30 protein-coding genes are annotated in these 15,524 nt (G+C 68.2%); all 30 read right to left on the bottom strand.

Annotation, left to right across the window (positions count from 1 at the left end):
* Nucleotides 1–17 precede the first annotated feature (17 nt).
* The 30 genes from ACH4NX_RS21580 to ACH4NX_RS21435 all read right to left on the bottom strand — a co-directional run bounded on the left by ACH4NX_RS21580 (nucleotide 18) and on the right by ACH4NX_RS21435 (nucleotide 15,464).
* Complete coding sequence (locus ACH4NX_RS21580; RefSeq protein WP_398128302.1) at nucleotides 18–1,517, bottom strand: hypothetical protein; 1,500 nt, start codon at nucleotides 1,515–1,517, stop codon at nucleotides 18–20.
* Nucleotides 1,514–1,702 carry a hypothetical protein gene (locus tag ACH4NX_RS21575; RefSeq protein ID WP_398128301.1) on the bottom strand — a complete coding sequence of 63 codons (189 nt, stop codon included), beginning with the start codon at nucleotides 1,700–1,702 and terminating at the stop codon, nucleotides 1,514–1,516. Before ACH4NX_RS21575 ends, ACH4NX_RS21580 begins: the two co-directional genes overlap by 4 nt.
* Nucleotides 1,703–1,704: 2 nt before the next feature.
* Nucleotides 1,705–1,911 (bottom strand): hypothetical protein, encoded by a 207-nt coding sequence (locus ACH4NX_RS21570; RefSeq protein WP_398128300.1) that lies wholly within the window; start codon nucleotides 1,909–1,911, stop codon nucleotides 1,705–1,707.
* Nucleotides 1,908–2,144 (bottom strand): hypothetical protein, encoded by a 237-nt coding sequence (locus tag ACH4NX_RS21565; protein ID WP_398128299.1) that lies wholly within the window; start codon nucleotides 2,142–2,144, stop codon nucleotides 1,908–1,910. The genes ACH4NX_RS21570 and ACH4NX_RS21565 overlap by 4 nt, the downstream gene beginning before the upstream one ends.
* A gap of 5 nt (nucleotides 2,145–2,149) precedes the next feature.
* Complete coding sequence (locus ACH4NX_RS21560) at nucleotides 2,150–2,614, bottom strand: hypothetical protein (RefSeq protein ID WP_398128298.1); 465 nt, start codon at nucleotides 2,612–2,614, stop codon at nucleotides 2,150–2,152.
* 8 nt (nucleotides 2,615–2,622) lie between these two features.
* Complete coding sequence (locus tag ACH4NX_RS21555; RefSeq protein WP_398128297.1) at nucleotides 2,623–2,901, bottom strand: hypothetical protein; 279 nt, start codon at nucleotides 2,899–2,901, stop codon at nucleotides 2,623–2,625.
* A gap of 10 nt (nucleotides 2,902–2,911) precedes the next feature.
* Nucleotides 2,912–3,394, bottom strand: a complete 483-nt coding sequence (locus ACH4NX_RS21550; protein WP_398128296.1) for an HNH endonuclease signature motif containing protein — start codon at nucleotides 3,392–3,394, stop codon at nucleotides 2,912–2,914.
* Entirely contained in the window at nucleotides 3,391–3,906 is a 516-nt protein-coding gene (locus ACH4NX_RS21545; RefSeq protein ID WP_398128295.1) for a hypothetical protein, read from the bottom strand. Before ACH4NX_RS21545 ends, ACH4NX_RS21550 begins: the two co-directional genes overlap by 4 nt.
* Nucleotides 3,907–3,915: 9 nt before the next feature.
* Nucleotides 3,916–4,593: a transglycosylase SLT domain-containing protein gene (locus ACH4NX_RS21540; protein WP_398128294.1), complete on the bottom strand. Its 678-nt coding sequence runs from the start codon at nucleotides 4,591–4,593 to the stop codon at nucleotides 3,916–3,918.
* 83 nt (nucleotides 4,594–4,676) lie between these two features.
* A complete protein-coding gene (locus ACH4NX_RS21535; protein WP_398128293.1) occupies nucleotides 4,677–4,961 on the bottom strand; it encodes a hypothetical protein in 285 nt (94 codons plus the stop codon).
* A gap of 41 nt (nucleotides 4,962–5,002) precedes the next feature.
* A complete protein-coding gene (locus ACH4NX_RS21530; protein WP_398128292.1) occupies nucleotides 5,003–5,794 on the bottom strand; it encodes an N-acetylmuramoyl-L-alanine amidase in 792 nt (263 codons plus the stop codon).
* On the bottom strand, nucleotides 5,794–6,108 hold the full coding sequence (locus ACH4NX_RS21525) for a hypothetical protein (RefSeq protein WP_398128291.1): 315 nt from the start codon (nucleotides 6,106–6,108) through the stop codon (nucleotides 5,794–5,796). Before ACH4NX_RS21525 ends, ACH4NX_RS21530 begins: the two co-directional genes overlap by 1 nt.
* 13 nt (nucleotides 6,109–6,121) lie before the next feature.
* Nucleotides 6,122–7,624: a fibronectin type III domain-containing protein gene (locus tag ACH4NX_RS21520; protein ID WP_398128290.1), complete on the bottom strand. Its 1,503-nt coding sequence runs from the start codon at nucleotides 7,622–7,624 to the stop codon at nucleotides 6,122–6,124.
* 29 nt (nucleotides 7,625–7,653) lie between these two features.
* A complete protein-coding gene (locus ACH4NX_RS21515) occupies nucleotides 7,654–7,833 on the bottom strand; it encodes a hypothetical protein (protein WP_398128289.1) in 180 nt (59 codons plus the stop codon).
* Nucleotides 7,830–8,234: a hypothetical protein gene (locus ACH4NX_RS21510; protein WP_398128288.1), complete on the bottom strand. Its 405-nt coding sequence runs from the start codon at nucleotides 8,232–8,234 to the stop codon at nucleotides 7,830–7,832. The genes ACH4NX_RS21515 and ACH4NX_RS21510 overlap by 4 nt, the downstream gene beginning before the upstream one ends.
* Nucleotide 8,235: 1 nt before the next feature.
* Nucleotides 8,236–8,484: a hypothetical protein gene (locus tag ACH4NX_RS21505; RefSeq protein ID WP_398128287.1), complete on the bottom strand. Its 249-nt coding sequence runs from the start codon at nucleotides 8,482–8,484 to the stop codon at nucleotides 8,236–8,238.
* Nucleotides 8,485–8,596: 112 nt separating this feature from the next.
* Nucleotides 8,597–8,848, bottom strand: a complete 252-nt coding sequence (locus ACH4NX_RS21500) for a hypothetical protein (protein ID WP_398128286.1) — start codon at nucleotides 8,846–8,848, stop codon at nucleotides 8,597–8,599.
* Nucleotide 8,849: 1 nt separating this feature from the next.
* Nucleotides 8,850–9,143: a hypothetical protein gene (locus tag ACH4NX_RS21495; RefSeq protein WP_398128285.1), complete on the bottom strand. Its 294-nt coding sequence runs from the start codon at nucleotides 9,141–9,143 to the stop codon at nucleotides 8,850–8,852.
* Nucleotides 9,144–9,146: 3 nt separating this feature from the next.
* The gene (locus tag ACH4NX_RS21490; RefSeq protein WP_398128284.1) at nucleotides 9,147–9,719 is read right to left on the bottom strand and encodes a hypothetical protein; all 573 of its coding nucleotides are present in this window, start codon (nucleotides 9,717–9,719) and stop codon (nucleotides 9,147–9,149) included.
* The gene (locus tag ACH4NX_RS21485) at nucleotides 9,716–10,519 is read right to left on the bottom strand and encodes a hypothetical protein (protein ID WP_398128283.1); all 804 of its coding nucleotides are present in this window, start codon (nucleotides 10,517–10,519) and stop codon (nucleotides 9,716–9,718) included. Before ACH4NX_RS21485 ends, ACH4NX_RS21490 begins: the two co-directional genes overlap by 4 nt.
* Nucleotides 10,520–10,524: 5 nt before the next feature.
* Entirely contained in the window at nucleotides 10,525–10,722 is a 198-nt protein-coding gene (locus ACH4NX_RS21480; protein WP_398128282.1) for a hypothetical protein, read from the bottom strand.
* The gene (locus ACH4NX_RS21475) at nucleotides 10,719–10,967 is read right to left on the bottom strand and encodes a hypothetical protein (protein WP_398128281.1); all 249 of its coding nucleotides are present in this window, start codon (nucleotides 10,965–10,967) and stop codon (nucleotides 10,719–10,721) included. The genes ACH4NX_RS21480 and ACH4NX_RS21475 overlap by 4 nt, the downstream gene beginning before the upstream one ends.
* Before the next feature lie 3 nt (nucleotides 10,968–10,970).
* Complete coding sequence (locus tag ACH4NX_RS21470; protein WP_398128280.1) at nucleotides 10,971–11,339, bottom strand: hypothetical protein; 369 nt, start codon at nucleotides 11,337–11,339, stop codon at nucleotides 10,971–10,973.
* 105 nt (nucleotides 11,340–11,444) lie between these two features.
* Nucleotides 11,445–11,747 carry a stage V sporulation protein S gene (locus ACH4NX_RS21465; protein WP_398128279.1) on the bottom strand — a complete coding sequence of 101 codons (303 nt, stop codon included), beginning with the start codon at nucleotides 11,745–11,747 and terminating at the stop codon, nucleotides 11,445–11,447.
* Between the two features lie 64 nt (nucleotides 11,748–11,811).
* Entirely contained in the window at nucleotides 11,812–12,384 is a 573-nt protein-coding gene (locus ACH4NX_RS21460) for a hypothetical protein (protein ID WP_398128278.1), read from the bottom strand.
* The gene (locus ACH4NX_RS21455) at nucleotides 12,385–12,852 is read right to left on the bottom strand and encodes a hypothetical protein (RefSeq protein WP_398128277.1); all 468 of its coding nucleotides are present in this window, start codon (nucleotides 12,850–12,852) and stop codon (nucleotides 12,385–12,387) included.
* Complete coding sequence (locus ACH4NX_RS21450) at nucleotides 12,849–13,757, bottom strand: hypothetical protein (RefSeq protein ID WP_398128276.1); 909 nt, start codon at nucleotides 13,755–13,757, stop codon at nucleotides 12,849–12,851. Before ACH4NX_RS21450 ends, ACH4NX_RS21455 begins: the two co-directional genes overlap by 4 nt.
* The gene (locus ACH4NX_RS21445) at nucleotides 13,739–14,104 is read right to left on the bottom strand and encodes a WhiB family transcriptional regulator (RefSeq protein WP_398128275.1); all 366 of its coding nucleotides are present in this window, start codon (nucleotides 14,102–14,104) and stop codon (nucleotides 13,739–13,741) included. Before ACH4NX_RS21445 ends, ACH4NX_RS21450 begins: the two co-directional genes overlap by 19 nt.
* On the bottom strand, nucleotides 14,104–14,442 hold the full coding sequence (locus tag ACH4NX_RS21440) for a hypothetical protein (protein ID WP_398128274.1): 339 nt from the start codon (nucleotides 14,440–14,442) through the stop codon (nucleotides 14,104–14,106). The genes ACH4NX_RS21445 and ACH4NX_RS21440 overlap by 1 nt, the downstream gene beginning before the upstream one ends.
* Entirely contained in the window at nucleotides 14,418–15,464 is a 1,047-nt protein-coding gene (locus ACH4NX_RS21435) for a hypothetical protein (protein ID WP_398128273.1), read from the bottom strand. Before ACH4NX_RS21435 ends, ACH4NX_RS21440 begins: the two co-directional genes overlap by 25 nt.
* Nucleotides 15,465–15,524: the final 60 nt, after the last annotated feature.

Here is a 15,524-nt window from a genome sequence, read left to right as displayed (position 1 = left end):
GGCCGGCCTGGAGGGGGTTACTCCTTCGGTGCCGGCTCCTCGACGACTTCGGCGTCCACGATGCCCATCTGGGAGAGGGCGTCCTGTGATGACACTGCCCCGGCCGGCGAGAGGGCGGGGGGCCCATCGGACTTGGGGCCGAAGAGTCGGGAGATGAGTCCGACTTCGGACTGGCCCTTGCTTTCCATCTTCATGGAGAACGTGAAGCCGGCCTCTTCGATGTCGGCCTTGAGCTTGACGTATTTGGCGAGCCGGTCCATTTCGGAGGAGAGGTTGGGGTCGGCGTATCCGCCTTCCACCTCCTCTGACATGCGCATACTGAAGACGCGCATGGCCTGCATGGTGATCATCGAGTCGAGCAGCGCGATGTACTGCTCCTTGGTGCGCACCTTGATGGGCATTTCGTAGACACAGCTTTCCCCGGGCTGGTACTCGGGGCATTTCTTCGCGAGGAAGCATCCGTCGCAAGTCCTGATGTTGGGGTCGACGGCGTTGATGCGGTGTTCGCGACGTTCTTTTCGTTCCCCGGTGTCGGGGTCGGTGTAGCGGTGGGTGAATTCTTCGGTGGCCATGCCGGGCAGGAGCTTCTTCACCCGTTCGGTGGGGGGGTCAGTTGCCCGGTCGTTACCGGTTTCCTTGTGGATCGCCGTAACTGTGGCGAGTGGGTTTTCCCCGTTTCGGTTGGTGGCCTGTTCGGGGGTGGGAGTTACTCCGTTTCCCTGGCGCTGCGAAATGTGGTCGATCTGCTTGCGCCAGGACCACAGGCTGAGGCGGAGGTTCTCGGAGGCGTCGTCGGCGTCGATGCGGTCGGCGTCGAAGCCGGCAGATGTGATGAGGGTGCGGTGGCGCTTGCGGGCCTGGGCCTTGTACCGGGCGGGGTAGCGCTTCATCTCGGTGCCGGTCCACACGAAGGTCTCGCCGTGCTGCGCGGCGCTGAGCCAGGTGGTGGAGGAGACGGAGTACCAGTCTGCGGAGAGCATGAGGGGCGGGGAGGAGAAGCCCATGCCGTGGAGCTTGATCTGCCGGCTGATGGAGCGCAGCAGGGGGATGATGTCGCGGTCGCCGCAGGTGCCCTGGCCGACGGCGATATAGGGGTAGGTGTCGGCCATCTGCTTGAGGGCGTCGATGCCCCATTCCTCGTGCCAGACGACGATGGCGCGCTCAGGGTCCAGGTGCTGCCGGCGGGCTTCGATCCAGTCGCGGCCCATGGGAAGGGCGTCGAATTCGGTGTACGCCTGGATGCGGTCCAGGTTCTGTTCCACGAACTGGTCGTAGTGGTCGGCGATGTCCTGGGTTTCTTCGGTCGGCACGTCGACTCCGGTGCGGTTGAGGGTGTGGCAGCCACTGTCCAGGAAGACGGATTGCCCTGGGGGGTAGTGGTCGCCTACGAGCCACGGTTTGGAGAACTTCACGCGCCGACGCAGTCCCATGTAGCTCATGCCGACGTGGGTGACTTCTTGTTCGGCGAGGAGTGCGCGGTGGGAGGGGATTTCCGCGCCGGCGAAGTAGAAGATCATGCGGGCGTCTCCGGTCGGGCTGCGTCGTAGAACTTCTGTCGGCGGAAGGCGCGGTTGTCTTCCGCGTACACGCCGGCCATTTCTCCGCTGAGGTAGTCGAGGGCCTCGCGGGATTCGGGGAAGCATTCGTAGGCGTGTCGCAAGATTTCGGCGAATGTGCGGTAGTGCTTGCGGGGCATGGTCACGGTCAGTTGCCCTTTTCGGCTTCGCGTTCTGCGCGGGCTCCCTGGAACGCGGACCAGTGGGCGGCGACATTCGCGTAGAGCGACATGGTGGCCACCCAGAGAATGGATTGCCGCCACCACAGGAGGGTGGGTATGAGCAGCAGTGCCCACACGACGGTGAGGGTGAGGTGCAGTCGACACAGGGCTTTGGCCCCTGGGTGGAAGCTCATGCCGGGTCGGTGAATTCGACCTGGGTGGCGCCGTCGTGGCCGTGGATGTGCTCGACGTCGGCCAGGGAGGCGTAGGCGGCGGTGGAGGGGACTTCGGTGCGCCAGCGCATGGCGCAGGTGCCGTCGGGCCACTGGACGCCGTCGGCGACGTGTCCTTGGCCGGAGACTCCGGTGACGTCGGTGCGGCGGATCAGCTTGAAGCGGCGGGGGGCCTTGTCGGCGGGGATGACCACGGGGGTTACTCCTGGGTGCGGGGGTCGTTCAGGCGTAGCTCGGTCTGCCGTTCGACCGCTTGGGTCAGGTCGTCCCAGGGGCGTGGGGCGCCTGTGTAGTCGGGCCGCCACTCGGGCTGGGTGTAGGCGGTGTGGGTGATCAGCGCGGTGTTCCAGCCGTCGCCGAGGGCGACTGCGGCGCAGGTGGGATCGGATTCGATGACCAGGCCGATGCGCCAGGACCGGATGCGGTTGAGGGTTTCGAGGCGGCCGGCGGGCCCGGGGACGGGCTGGTGGAGGTAGCCGAGGTGGCCGGTGAGGTGGCGTTTGGCCAGCCACAGGGCGCACTGCTCTTCGGTCCAGGTGTGGGAGAGCAGGTAGAGCCGGCTGTTCTTGGCGAGGGCCTGGTAGAGGGACCAGCCGGTGTCGTAGTGGCCTTCGCCGGCCGGCATGCGCAGGATGCCTTCGACGACCATGACGGCGGCGAGCATGGCGGGGCCTAGAGCTTGAGCTTGTCGGCGAGGGACTGGTGCTGGGCGGCCTGCTGCATCTGGGCGGTCATGGCCATGAGTTGGTGGGCGGTGATGGCGGCCTGCTTGGACGCTTCGATGTCGGAGACGACTTCGGTGGCGCCGAACTTCATCTCGATGACGGTGACGGGGTGTTCGGGGGCGACCGGCTGGGTGATGTCGGTCATGGCTTCCCACTCGCCGTTCTCGTGCTGGACGACGAGGAAGGCGGTGCGGACCTTGAGTGCGTCGGGGGTTTCGGTGGACACAGTGGGTCTCCTAGTCGATTTCATATCCGTCTGTTTTTTCTGCACGCTTGGCTGCTCGCCGGGCACGGTCGCGGGCGCGTACGCAGGTGACGCATTCGCGTCGGCCGGAGTGCCAGCGGATGTTTTCTTCGGTGTATTCGTGACCCTTGGGGCAGTGGGTTTTGCGGGCGTTGCGGGCGGAGAATGATTCGCCGCGTTCGACGTTCTGGGCGGCGGGCACGGGCTCCAGGTGGTTTGGGTTGCAGCAGCTCCTGATTCGGCACAGGTGGTCGACGTGCCAGCCCGGCGGGACGATCTTCTGGTTGGCTAGTTCCCACGCGATGATGTGGGTGCCTTTGGTGCGGCCGTCGGGGAGGCGGAATTTCCCGTAGCCGTATTCGTCTTTGGCGCCCAGCCAGATGTGGCAGTCGTCGTATTCGGTGCCCTTGTCGACCTTGGTGAAGAACCGGTCGGTCCAGTCGCGGTCGGGCGCGCGTCGGCGGGGTGGTGTCACTGGTACAGCCCCAGCTTGTGCCGCACCTTCTGCTCGTTGACGCTGCGGATGGGGCAGTAGTCGCAGAGGTAGCGCTGGGAGCCGGGGTTGTGCTTGTCCCACTTGGGCAGGCCCTCGGCCTTGCGGTCGGCTGCGGTGGGCGGGGCGAGGCGCTTTTTGTCGGAGTGGAAGTCGGAGCAGGTTTCCGGGCGGTGGCGGGAGCGCCAGCACTGCATGGCGTCCGCCTTGAGGGTGTTGACCGCCTGGTAGACCCAGGGCTCCATTCCGGTGGCGCCTTCTTCTTGCCATACGCGCCGCAGGATTTCGTCGCGGACTTCCTGTGAGGAATGCCAGCGGTCCTCGTCTACGCCTTCGATCGGGTAGAGCCGGCCGAAGTGCCGTTCACCGTTGGGATACTGATGCTTGGCTGCTGCGTATTCGAGGACCGAGTCTCCGCGAGGGTCGCCCTTGTATTCGGGCAGGACTTCAGTGGTCCGGCAGTCCCGGCAGAGAAGGAGACGGATCTGGCTCATGCGGTGACGCTAATACCAGTGATTTTTCTGCCAGAAATTCCAGGCTCCGCAGGGGCTGCCGTAGCGGGATTCCATATAGGAAAGCCCCCACCGCATCTGGGTGAGGGGATTGGTGCGCCAGTCGCTGCCGGCCGATGACATCTTCGAGGGGGGCAGGGCCTGGAAGAGTCCGTAGGCGCCTGAACTCGGGTTGACCGCCCGGTGGTTCCAGCCGGATTCCCGGGTGAGGACGGCGCTCAGGCACTCGTACTGGGCGGTGCTCAGTCGTGAGCGGGCGTAGGTGCGGGCGCCGGAGACGGTGGCGGTGGTGGCCTGGGGGCGGGAGGCGGAGCGGTCGGTGCGCTGCTGTTCGGCCTCGCGCGCCTGTGCCTTGGCGCGGGCGGCGGCGCGGGCTGCGCGCTGGCGGGCTTCGCGTTCCTGCTGGGCTTTGCGTGCCTTGGCGGCTGCCTCGCGGTGGGCTGCGCTCTGGGCGGCGGACTGGGCCTTGAGGGTGTGGCCGGCAGTGTGGTGGCTGGCGGTGAGGGCCTGGTCCAGGGCGGGGAGTGCGGTGTGGGCGGGGGCCGGTTCGGGAGGTTCCGCGTCGGCAGGCTGGGCGAGGGACGCGGTTGTCAGCAGGACGGTGAGGGCGGCGGCGGAGGCGATGCGCATCTGGCGCCAGGAGTAGTGGGGGAGCTTCGGGCGGGACACCGTGTGTCCTTTCAACGGGGATGGGACCCCGGCCATCCCGCAGGCGTTCCGGCGTCGGTCACCCTAGAGGGCCCGAAAATGGATCAGGTAGTTGGCGGCTTGGGGTAGCGCTGCACGACCGGGTCGAGCGCGGCGGGGTAGACCGGCGGCCTGGCCAGGCCGAGGAACCAGCCGAAGGCGGGACTGACCTTGGCCTCCAGGAGCCGGAAGAGGCCGTAGTAGACGACGGCGAAGCCGGCGACCAGGGCCTGGGAGAGGGCCTGTTCATCGACGTCGATGTAGATGCGCGCGAGGAGCGCCGCGACCCAGCCGACGATGACGGGGACGGCGGTGCGCCACAGCGAGACCAGCACGTCGTAGACGGTCATGGCGGGGCTCTTTTCTTCTCCAGCGGTGCAAGGGGCGCCGGCTACTTCGGGGGCAGCTTGAGGATCTGCCCGGGGGTGATCTTGTCGGCGTCCTTGAGGTTGTTCAGGGAGGCGATTTCCTTGTATCGGGCGCCGTTGCCGAGCTTGTCGGCGGCGATCGACCACAGGGTGTCGTCCTTGGCGACGGTGTAGGTGGTGGTGCCGCCCGGGGACCAGGAGCTGGTGTGCTGGAGGCGCTCGGCGACGCGGGAGCGGATGGAGGCCATCGTGAACCCACGCGGGTCGGACTTGTCGTCGGACCATTCCAGGTGGCCGATGGCGGACTTGGCGCCCCAGCGGTGGGCGCGGCAGACGGCGGCGGAGGCGCGGACGATGGCCTCGACCTGCTTGGCCGGCCAGGGGTCACGGCCGTCCCCCATGTTTTCGCACTCGAAGCCGTAGAAGTGGCGGTTGCCGTCGGTGCCGTCGGCGTTGCCCTTGGTGGGGCGGGAGGGGTTGGTGCCGTAGTCCTCGGCGATGACCTGGTTGAGGACTCTCGGGTCGCCGCCGCCGGCGTGGTTGGCTCGGCCGTAGCCGACCAGGTAGACGACGCCGTTCTTGCCGATGACGCCGTGGCACAGGGGCCCGGGGAGGCCGCTGTAGCCCCGGCGGCAGATGTCGACGGTCTTCTGGGTGCCCCGGGTGACGGTGTGGTGGATGAGGACACCGTGCATCGAGCCCCAGGGGCCCTTGTGGTTGCGGTTGTGGTCGCGCCAGTCGCCGACTTCGACGACGGTGCATCCTTCGGCGCGCAGAGCGTTGAGGAACGCGTTGGCGGACAGGGGGTTTGCCATTACTTCACCTCCGGCCAGGTCCACTGGGCGAGATCGGTGCCTTCCTTGCGGCTGGTGGCCCAGTAGGTGTCGTTGCCGTCGAGGAGCACCTGGAGGTTGACGGTGAGGTCCGGCTCGTCCCAGACGCGGACGATGAGGGCGGGGAGTACCTGGCCCTCGATGGCCTCGTTGCCGGTGTGGCCGATGTAGCCGCTGCGGTCGGAGAGGCCGGCGCCGGCGGTGCTGAAGTCCTTGCGGCGGCGGTTGATGTCGTTGGCGTCGGCCGCGCTGAGTCGGTAGTGGACGATGCGGCCGACGGTGGGTGTGGAGGGCACTGTCTGCTGTCTCCTAGGCGGCGGGGGTGGTGCCGGTGACGGCGGGGGCGGACTGGGGGCCCTCGCCGACGGTGTTCACGGCGGTGACGGTGATGGAGTACGCCTGGCTGGCCGTGTAGCCGGTGAGGGCGGCCGTCGTGGTGGGGGCGGTGATCGTGGCCTTGAGCGTGGCGCCGTCGTAGACCTTGTAGGAGGTCACGGGCGGGTTGGCGCCGGCGGGGGCGGTCCAGTCGACGCTCATGCCGGTGGTGGTGACGTCGGTGACGGCGACGCCGGTGGGGGCGGCGGGTTCGGCCTCGGTGGGCACGGTTCCGGTGAGCGCGCCGGAGGCGGCGCTGGTGCCGATGCTGTTGCCGGCGACCACGGTGAAGGAGTACGTCTGGCCCTCGGCGTAGGGGAGGGTGGCGTGCGGGGCGGTGCCCAGCGGTGCGTTGACGACGGCGGCCTTGCGGGTGCCGTCGTAGATCGCGTACCACTCCGGTGCGCCGTAGGTGGTGTTGACGGTCGGTGCGGTGATGGTCAGGCCGACTACTCCGCCCACGACGGGGCCGGTCAGGGTGGGGGCCGGCGGGGTCGCGGGGGCGTCGGTGGCTGCGGGCAGGCGTCCGCGCAGCAGCGGGGAGAAGTCGCTGACGGCGGTGCCGTCGTCGGTCACACGTACGGCGCGGACCTTGAGGGCGAACAGCCGGCGCGGGGTGGTGTAGTTCGGGGTGGTAAAGGTGATCGTGCGGGTGCCCGGGTCGGGCTGGGCGACGTCGCCGAGCTTGACGTCGGACTCGTTGAGGCCGATCCGGGCGGCGTCCATGCCGTCGGTGGTGTCCTGGCTGGTGTTGTCGAACACCTCGTAGCGGGTGACGTCGGGGATGCGGGTCCAGCGCAGGGTGATGGGGCCGCCGGCTGCGGTGGTGAGGGTGGGCAGCGGGGCGGCGAAGTCGAGGTCGTTGGGCGGCTTGGGCGGCAGCGCCAGGTGCTGGCGGTCCCAGCCGACGGCCGGGGTGGTGACGGTCAGCGGATCGGAGGCCGGCCCGTACTCGCCGGCCTGGTTGTGGGCGGCGACGGTGATCGTGTAGGCGGTCTCCGGCTCGACCTCGGTCCACACCGGGTTGTCGGGGTCGGTGTTGTCCCAGTAGCCGGTGAGGGTCACCGAGGTCTCACCGCCACGGTGGTGGAAGCTGCCGGTGCCGTTGACGGTGACGCGGTGGCCGGCCACGCCGATGGACTGGAGGCCGGTGACGCCGGTGTAGTAGTTGCCGGCCAGGTCCGCGTCGCGCTGCCCGATGTCGGAGCGCCAGAACAGCAGAATCTTGTGCGGCTCGGTGACGCCGTGGGAGTGCGGCTGGCCGGCGGTGTCGAGGTACCAGAGCGGCTTGGGCGGGACGGTCTGCTCGCCGTAGTCAGCCGGCCGCTCGGCGAGCCGCTGGCCGGTCGTGCGCGGGGCGTTGACCAGGCCGACCGGGCTGCCGGGCTCGGCAGTCAGATCCTGGGTCGTGTTGAGGTTCCACTTCTCGTCTGCCATCAAGGTGGCCTTTCTGCCGTGGCGCGGCGTTAGGAGGCTGCGCGCCCGGCGTCGTCTTCGGGGTCAGCGGGGTCGGCCGGTGTCCTGCGGGTGCGGGGGACCGGGTCGGGGTCTTCGGGCAGGTACTTCGCGATCAGCCGGAAGATGACGAGGCCGATGGCGCTGACGAAGATCGAAAGGACTTGCGCCGCCACGTCGTTCAGGGTCATGAGCCCTCCCGCCGAAAACGCAGCCAGGCCGAGAACGAGGCCAGAGAAATACCGACGAAGGACACGACGTTGGCGAGCGTCATCCACCCGGTGGCCTGCGTGTTGATCATGGACACCACGGCGAAGGCCAGCAGGTAGGCGCCGAGGTAGCCGGTCAGGCGCAGGCTTGAGGTGGCCAGTGAGTACAGGGCCGAGACGAATCCGAGAAGAATGCCGAGCGTGGTGTAGATGAGTGCGATGTAGTACGACGCACTGTGGGTGGGGGCGTCCACGACGGAAAACGGTGTGCTGCCGAGTGCCTTTTGCAGGGAGGCGCCGATGGTGAACAGGCTCAGCCCAACGCCGAGCACCTTCTTGGTGAAGGCCGGCGGGTAGATCAGTGCGTCGTACTGGTACCGCATGTCACATCCCGGGGAACAGGTGGGCCGGCGGAGTGGGCACGTAGGTGGGGGTGCGCACGGCCGATCCGTCGGGGCGCTGCTTGACGGGGGTTTCGTGGATGCCGAACCAGACGTCGTTCAGGTCGGCGCGGGCCCGCTGAGTGGCCGGGTCGATGGCGCCGCCCCGGTCGCGGTTGACCGTCTTGTAGGTCTGGTCGATCAGACCCTGGTTGAGTTCACCGGTCAGGGACCGGGAGGGGGCGTAGCTCATACCGGCGGCCTTCCCTTGATTCGCTCGATGTGGCGCTTTTCCCTGGCTGCCAGCCACTTCGCTTTCAGCCGGCTCAGGACGGATGTGGCGTGGGAGGAGAGGGCCTTGAGGCTCACTTCTTCTCCCCGAGCTTCTTGACGGCCGGCGCCGCGCGCTTCTTGGCGCTGCCGGCGCTCACGCCCCTGCCCATGGGGCGGCCGGCGGTGACTCCGGCTTCGAATTCGGAGCGGGCGCCGGGGCTCTTGGGCGCGTAACGGGACACGGTGCGCTGGTCCTGGAGGTTGGCCTTCTGGCGTACGACGCCGGCGCTGTTGTCTCCGCGTCCGTGCCGGCGCCGGTCGGAAAGGCTGGTGGCCTTCGGCATGTCACATCACTCCCAGTGCTGGATAGGAGGTCGAGGAGTAGCCGGACTGACGCTGGCTGTAGTCGGTGCGGCTTCCGGGGTAGACGTCGTCGAGCCGTGCGATGTCGTTGATCGACGGCACGTGGGCGGTGTAGCCGAACCTGGGCGGGGTCCGGCCGATGTTGGGGACGGGCGGCTTGAGAGCGCGAGCGGCGTCGGCCGGCATGTCGCACCACTCGGTGAGGTAGTCACTGACCTGCTGCTCGCGCAGCGTCGACCAGGGCCGGCGGGCGTAGACGGAGTCCTGGGGCAGCATCGGTCACCTCCAGGCCGGCTTGAAGCGCATGAGCTGCGCGCGGCGCTGCTCGTTGGCGACGGCGTTGAAGCTGGGTGTGACTTCCTGGGTGTAGACGCGCTGGGCGGTGGCGAAGCGGGCCTGGGTGGACACCAGGGTTTCGGACTTGCCGTCGTTGACGAGCGGCGAGCCGATCATGGAGCCGCGCTGGGTCCAGCGTTCTCCGCGCGCCTGGGCCTGGAGGGCAGCGGCCGGGTGGACGTCCTCGGTCCAGTAGTAGTCATGAGGATCAATCCGTTCCCCTTTGTGTACGCCGCGCTGGTAGGACTTCTGCGTGGCGCGGTTGCCGATGCTGTTGAGGAGCCGGTCCTGGCGGCGGGTGCCGGCGCCGATCGTGCCGAGGTAGCCGTCGGGGTACTCGGCGGAGGGGGTGTGGCCGGTGTCCATCATCCGGCGGGCGTCGAGGATGTCTCGGGCGCCGGACATGAGGTAGCCGCCGGAGCCGCCGGCATAGGTCATCGCGCCGGCTACCGGTGCCTGGTAGGGCGGGTTGTACATCAGGTTGCTGTTGGCACCTGCGCGTCCCGGGTAGCTCATGACTTCATCCACCCCTGCTTGGTCTTGTAGAGCGGGTTGCCGGACCGCTTGGGGTCGGTGGCTGGGCGGCTGATGGACTGGAGGGCCTTGGCGGCGACGAACGCGCCGGCTCCGGCCGCGCGCCCGGCGCGGGCCATGCCGGGGCTGACACGGGAGGGCTGCGGGGCCGGCGGTGCGGGCGGCACGTTGGGCGCGGCCGGACGGCGGGGGCCGCTTTGGGCCGGGGGGTCCGGCTGGGGCGGTTCGGGGCCGAAGCGCATGCTGTGGCTGCGGTACGAGAGGTCGTTGATGCGCACCGGGCGGCCGGGCCCGGACGGGGCGGCCGACGGAGTCGGCGGGGTGTTGTCGGGGACGGCCGAGGCGGGCTGGGAGCGCTGGGCCTCGGTGCGGGTCTGAGGGCCGTGGACGGGGCCGTGGATGATGCCGGCCCGGGTGGTGCGCTGGGCTGACTGGGCGCGCTGGGCGGCCTGGGTGGCGCGGGCCTCGGACAGGGCCTGGCGGTGGGTGGCTGCCTGAGCGTTCGCCTGGGCGGTGGCGACGCGGGCCTCGCGTGCCTGGGAGCGGGCGGCGGCGATGTCCGCGCGTGCCTGGGCGGCCGGGGTCAGCCGTGCGGGGCCGGCGGGCCGGGAGGGTGCGGCGGGGGGATCGGGCAGTTCGGGCTGGGTCCAGCCAGAGGGCGGAGCGGCCGGCTGGGGGGCCTGGTCGTCTCGGGGAGAGGGCGTGGCCCGGTAGCGGCGCATGCCCTGGTCGCCGTAGCCGTAGAAGGCGGACTGGCGGAACTGGTCCGGGTTGAATTCCACGCGGTTCACCTCCCGATGGATGTGGTCATTCCGTGGGTGAATTCGGCGGCGGCTGCGATCGCGCTGCTGGTGTCGGCGACGCCGGCGGTGCCGGGTGTCTGGTCGGCGGGCGGGGCCGGGGCGAGGGAGCCGTCCTGGCCGTTGCCGGTCAGCCGCAGGGAGCTGGGCGCGGGCGGGCTGGGTGAGGTGACGTCGGTGCTCATGCGCGCAGCCACCCCAGTCCGTCGCCGGCCGCCGGGACGGATTCGTTGGGCGCGGCGGTCTGGTGGGTGCCTTTGTTGGCGGCCAGGTGACTGCCGGCGCTGGCGAACTGCGCGGCCGAGAGCATGCGCGTGCCGGAGGTGGTGCCGGCGCTGATGGCGCCGGACTGGGCTGCGGAGGTGACGGCCGCGCTGGATGCGGTGCTGGCGCCGGCCCGTGCGGCGAGGCCGCCAAGCAGGGGGAGCATGGGTCAGCCCCGCTTCCCGGTGTCCGCACCGGCACGGAAGTTGTCCTGGCTGCCGAACGCGCTGGGCATGCGGTAGTGGCTGGTGGTGGCGCAGTCGGGGCAGCCGGCACCGTGCAGGGACCGCTTGACCTGGACGACGCCGGTGGGGCCGTAGGTCTCGCCGGTGGAGGCGAGGCGCTGGGAGCGGTGGGTGTTTTGGCCGTAGGTGTTGCCGCCGGACTTGGCCAGGCCCTGGCGGGATGCGCTCTGGCCGGCCTGGGGCCGAATCCACGAGACGCGGTGCAGCTCGTCACCCATGGTCGGGAACTGGCCCGTGGACAGGGCGCTGCTGGTGCTCGTCTTGCCCTTGTTGGGGGGAGTCCAATGCGTCATGTCTTCCTCCGCGCGCGTTGCGTGGCCCTCGGGAGTCAGAACATGATCAGTGTGCGAGTCAGAAACGTGGGGGCCTGTCGACAGGGAGTTTAGGTCTCCGAATTTTCAGGACATATTCCCGGTCCCGAAGACGTGGATGGCGATGCCGAGGATCTCGCCTTCCTCTGTCTTGGAACGGAAGAACGTGATCTTCTCGGTGAGTTCTGTTCCGAACGAGGAGACGAAGCTCTGGGCGATGGGAATGGCCTTGACTGCCTGGTTGATTGCGCCGGCGCCGACGGACTTGAGTACGATCTCGTGTCCGGACTTGATTGCGTGGGCGATGGCCGAGCCCAGTTCCGGTGGAGGAGTGGTGCTCTTGACGCGGAACTCCTTCACCTTCGCGGCGCTGGCGGGCTGAGTCTGCACGACAATTACGCTCCCTGCATTTAGTGCTGATGCAGGGAGCGTAGGCCGATGGAATTACCGCCTGTTATGCGGCCGTCTTGGACCTGGTCTTCGGCGGCCGGCGGATGGTGTCGAGGGCTTCCTGCTGGAATTTCAGCTCCGGCGGCTCGGGGTCGGCCAGGGCGCCGGCGATGCGGGCGAGGGCGTAGGCGTCGGCGACGTCGTTGTTGGCCGGCTCGAACCCCCACCGTTTGTAGACGGCCATCATCATCTTGTCCTTGTCCGCGCGGCCGGAGCCGGTGACGAACTTCTTGACGGTGGCCGGGGCGACCGCGTGGATACGGCGCTCCACGTGATGGGGCAGGATCAGCGCGAGCGCGAGCTTCATCGCGCAGCCCAGCTCCCCCAGCTCCTCCCGCCGGAACTTGGAGCCGTAGGAGTAGCCCTCGTGGCAGACGTGCGTGACCTGCCCGCCGGCGGTGATCTGAAGGAAGTGGTTGCTCAGGGTGTCGTGGACGTGCACCAGCCGGTCGATGCCCGTGCCGGCCGCCTTGGGGGAGAAGTCGAAACGCGCCACGTCGGCTCCGGTGAGAGAGCTGTAGGTGACGACGGCGCAGCCGGAGTACGACTGGTCGATGCCGATGGCGATGCGCGGCATTCAGACCCCCCACTTCTGGTAACGGGAGTCGGAGGCGGAGTTCTGCCGGCGGGACAGGTCCCGGCTACAGAAGTTGGCGCGGGCCTCGCTGTTCTTGTGGACCATCTCCAGGCCCTCGGCCAGGGCGACGGCGTCCAGGTGGCGTTTCTCGTCCTCCTGGACCTGGGGGTCGGCGCCGGCGGCTGCCTTGCGGCCGGCGACCGTCTTCTCCGTGGAGGCGGCCAGGGCCGCGCGGGCGGTGGCGTAGTCCAGGTTCTGTTTGGCCGCGCGGACGTTGGCGCGGGCCTCGACCAGGCGCATGGCGGCGTACGCGGTCCAGGAGACGTACTCGCCGTACAGGGCCATGAGCTGCCGGTCGTCGAGGCTGGTGATGTCGGCGGGGAGCTGCGGCAGGAACCCGTCGGGCTTTTCCTCGCGGTCGAACCCGAACTTCTCCAGCTTTTCCCACAGTTCGTCGGCGGCGCTCACTTGTCGTCCTCCTTGAATTCCAGGCAGGCGGGGCAGCCGGCGCGGCCGTTGATGTTGCAGAACGGCGGGGTGTCGGCGGCCAGGCAGTCGACGATGGCCGTGGCAGCTTCGATGATCGGTTCGCTGAACGACTCGTCGTAGGTGACGGTGAACGACTTCGTCTCCTGGGTGGATTTGAAGTCGTAGAAGAACACGGTGCGGTCGCACCGCAGATCCTCGAAGTGATTCGCCAGGTACATGTAGAGCTGGGTCTGGCGGACCGCGCTCGGAAGCGGCCGGCGGAAATCACGCCACAGCCGGTTCACGTGGTGGACCTTGCCGTGCTCGGTTTCGACCTCGTAGCGGGCGAGGAATTCGGGACGCTCGTAGCGCAGGCTGCCGAGCCCGAGGGTTTTGATTTCGACGAGGGCGCCGTCCTGCGGGGTGTAGCCGTCGGCCTTGCCACCGATCCTGAGCGGGTCGGCGTTCAGGGCCACCTCCGCGTACTCCAGACAGGAGGCCGGTGCGGAGCAGTACTCGCATGCCTCGGGGGTGGTGTCGTCCCAGAAGAGGCCGCCGCAGAAGTGGCACTTCCAGTCGCCGGCGAGGCGGCCCATCTCGGTGAGCCACGTCTGCCACTTGGAGTGGGTCTGGTGTCCCTCCTGGAAGATGTTCTCGCGGGTGAAGGTGGTCTTTCCCCGGTCGGGGTGCTCCGCTCCCAGCCGCAGCCGGTGGAAGGCTGACAGGTGGCACCAGTCGGGCTTGACCATCTCGGAGGGGTGCATGACGTCCTGACGGCGTCCCGAGGGGCCCTGGGCCTTGTCCAGGACGTGCTTCTGCACGTCCCCCCACAGGGGTTCGGCGGCCTTCGCCGCGTTCAGGTACTCGGTGAGGCGGGGTCCGCCCTTCACGACGCGGCTTGCCACGGCATCTCCTGGTTGTCGGGCGGGTCTTCCTCGGTGGGCGGATGCCAGGTCCAGCGCTCGGGCATCGCGGGGTAGCGCAGACGCAGGGCCAGCCGGTCGCGGGGCTTCATGCCGCCCCAGATGCCGTAGTTCTCGCGGTTGACCATGGCCACGTGGAGGCATTCGGAGCGGCGGGGGCAAACGGTGCCGTCGAGGGCTCCGTTGCATATGTTCAGGGCCTTTTCCTCATCGCCGAAGAAAACGTCGTCCTGGCGGCTGGGAGTGAGCCGCCCGTCACGGCATTTCGCTTCCCCCCTCGAATGTGTGGGGGACCAGTCGGGGGCGTTGATGACGGCGCGGATTCCCATCAAGTGTCCTCCTCGTGCGCAATGAGCCGGAGGAAAGTTCCCTCCGCAAGGACGACCCAAGTGCGGCCACACATTTCGACCGCAAGGGCCATCTCCCGCATATCGAGGATGGCATTCTTCTCCGCATTGACCAGTACCGAATGCGTGATGGTGAACCGGTTGCTGGCAGTGGTCTTGCATTCGATGGACCACTTGTCGTTGCGCACGTCGTTCTTGACGGCCCAGCCGTTTCCGGAACCGGCCGTGGTGACACCGCCGATCTTCGCCGCCAGGCGCTTCTCCTGGAGCCGGGACGCTTTGATGCGGCGGTCCATCAGGCGGCGCCGGGCTGAATGCACGCCATGACGTCCTCGCTGAGCTGATCCTGAAGTTCGACGTCCTCCAGGAACGAGGCCCGCATTCGCTTTTCGCCCTGCCACTTCTGGTCCCGGTACTTGTACCAGGCGCCTTCCAGCTTGATCAGACCCCAGTACACGCCCATGGTGATCATCTCGGAGGCGAAGTCGTAATCGCCTTTCCGGATACCGGTGGCGGAGTCGGCGAAGAAAAAGCGGATGGACGCCACCTGCTGCGGGGCGGCGGACTTCGACTTGATGGTCTTCGCCTTGATGACCTGGCCCACGCGTACGCTTCCGCCGCCCGGACGCTTCTCGTCGATCCATTCGGTGCGGGAGGCTTCCAGACGCGTGTAATAGGCGTAGTTTTTGGCCTTTCCGCCCGGCGAGGTCTTCGGCGTCATGCCGGCCGGTGACCAGCCGCCGATCTGGTCGCGCCACTGGTTGATGACCAGGGCCAGCAGCGGCCGTTCCGTCTCGATCAGGGAGCGGCGGGTGGCGGAGCCGGCCTTGCGGAAGAACCGGCCGGTCACCCGGGCGCCGGCGCTGATGGTGGCCTGGTCCATGTCTTTCTCGGCCTCGTCGTCCGCCACCAGGGCGGGGTAGGAGTCCAGGACCACGGCGTCGAAAGCTCGGGACTCTGCGGCCCGCAACATCGCCGTGTAGGCGTCTTCCATCGCATTGGTGGAGTAGACGGCCACACGGTCCACGTCCACGCCGAGGGTCTGCGCCCATTCGAGGTCGTAGTGCTCGGCCGCGAGCCAGAACGTCTGGAAGTCAGGATCGTGGGCCTGATTCGCGGCGATCGTCTTGTGGACGATGGTCGACTTCCCGGACGATTCGGCGCCGAGGATTTCATTCCACTGATTCCCGGGCCATCCCCCTCCCAGCATTGCATCGAGGGAGAGGGAGCCGGTGGTGAAGCGGGGGACAGCAGGCATTGTCGACGCGACAATGACCGCCCCGGGGCCGTGTTCCTTATTGATCCGCGCCATGACGGCACGGGCCTCATCGCTGAGCGGCATACAGGCGACCGTATGAAAGTGAAAAATTACCGCACAGCGCCAAACGGGTGGCCTATTTTT

Origin of the sequence: Streptomyces sp. NPDC017225, from assembly GCF_044331465.1 — a bacterium.
Lineage (GTDB): Bacteria > Actinomycetota > Actinomycetes > Streptomycetales > Streptomycetaceae > Streptomyces.
This window is presented reverse-complemented; position numbering and strand designations above follow the sequence as displayed.